Source organism: Streptomyces pathocidini (genome assembly GCF_001418495.1).
GTDB classification, from domain to species: Bacteria; Actinomycetota; Actinomycetes; order Streptomycetales; family Streptomycetaceae; genus Streptomyces; species Streptomyces pathocidini.
Genome location: NZ_LIQY01000686.1, coordinates 1 through 1,213 on the forward strand (window position 1 = coordinate 1; position 1,213 = coordinate 1,213).

1 protein-coding gene and 1 pseudogene are annotated in these 1,213 nt (G+C 67.7%); both read right to left on the reverse strand.

The genetic code is table 11. The features are described 5' to 3' along the window. On the reverse strand, positions 1-417 hold a 417-nt coding region (locus AOK16_RS28845; protein WP_338058505.1), incomplete at both ends, for a penicillin-binding transpeptidase domain-containing protein. Between the two features lie 4 nt (positions 418-421). Continuing rightward, positions 422-1,213, reverse strand: a pseudogene (locus tag AOK16_RS26190) (transglycosylase domain-containing protein); the annotation flags it as partial.

A 1,213-nucleotide genomic window follows, 5' to 3' on the forward strand; every position in this document is an offset into this window, starting at 1 on the left:
TGCCGTCCTCGACGACGCCGCGCAGCAGGGTGTTCAGGGTGCCGGCGGTCTTCTCCGACATGGCCCTCTTGCAGGAGGTCTTGGGCACGTCGAGCTTCTCGCCGTCCGCGGTCGTCACCGAGTCGATGGCGACCGGGGTGCAGTACGTGCCGCCGTTGGCGAAAGTCGCGTACGCGTTGGCCATGGTCAGCGGGGAGATGGTGGCGCTGCCCAGGGTGAGGGACGGCTCCTGGGGAAGGTCCTTGCCGTGGCCCATCCGTACGCCCATGTTCTGGGCGAGCGTGGTCACCGGGCAGATGCCGATGTCGCTGATCATCGCCACGAAGTAGGTGTTGATCGACTTCGCCGTGGCCTCCTTGAGGCTGTACGGGCCGATCTCCTTCTCCGTTTCGTTCTGGACGGTCTCGCCCCGGTCGTNNNNCCTTCTCCACCGCGGCGGCCGCCGTGAACGGCTTGAAGGTGGAGCCGACCTGGAAGCCGTAGTTGGAGCCGCCCATGGCGTAGTCCACGGACAGGTTGATCTGCGTCTCGTTCTCGCCGAAGCCGTAGGGCCTGGACTGGCCCATCCCCAGGATCCGGCCCGTGCCCGGCTCGACGAGTGTCACGGCGGTGGCGACCTTGTCGTCCTGCCTGACGTGGCCGGCGATCGAGTCCTGCACGGACTGCTGGGCCTGGTCGTCGAGCGTCGTACGGATGGTCAGGCCGCCCTGGTCCCAGCGCTTGGACCGGTCCTCCTGGGTCCTGCCGAACGCGGGGTCCTGGAGGAACACCTTGCGGACGTAGTCGCAGAAGAAGCCGGCGCCGCTCTCGGCGGTGATGCAGCCGTTGCGCGGCTTGCTGACGTTCAGCCCGAGCGGCCTGGCCTTGGCCCGGTCGGCCTGGGCCTGCGGGACGTCGCCCAGGTCGGCCATGCGCTGGAGCACGGTGTTGCGGCGCTCGGTCGCCTCCTGCTCGTCGTTGAGCGGGTCGTAGCGGCTCGGCGACTGGACGATGCCGGCCAGCAGCGCGGCCTCCTCCAGTTTCAGGTCCTTCGCGGACTTGCTGAAATAGCGCTGGGACGCGGCCTCGACGCCGTACGCCTGCTGCCCGAAGAAGGTGATGTTGAGGTAGTTCTCCAGGATCGTCCGCTTCCCGAGCTCCTCCTCGACCTGGATCGCGTACTTCAGTTCCTTGATCTTGCGGCCGAGGGTCTGCTGGGTGGCCTGGGCAACCT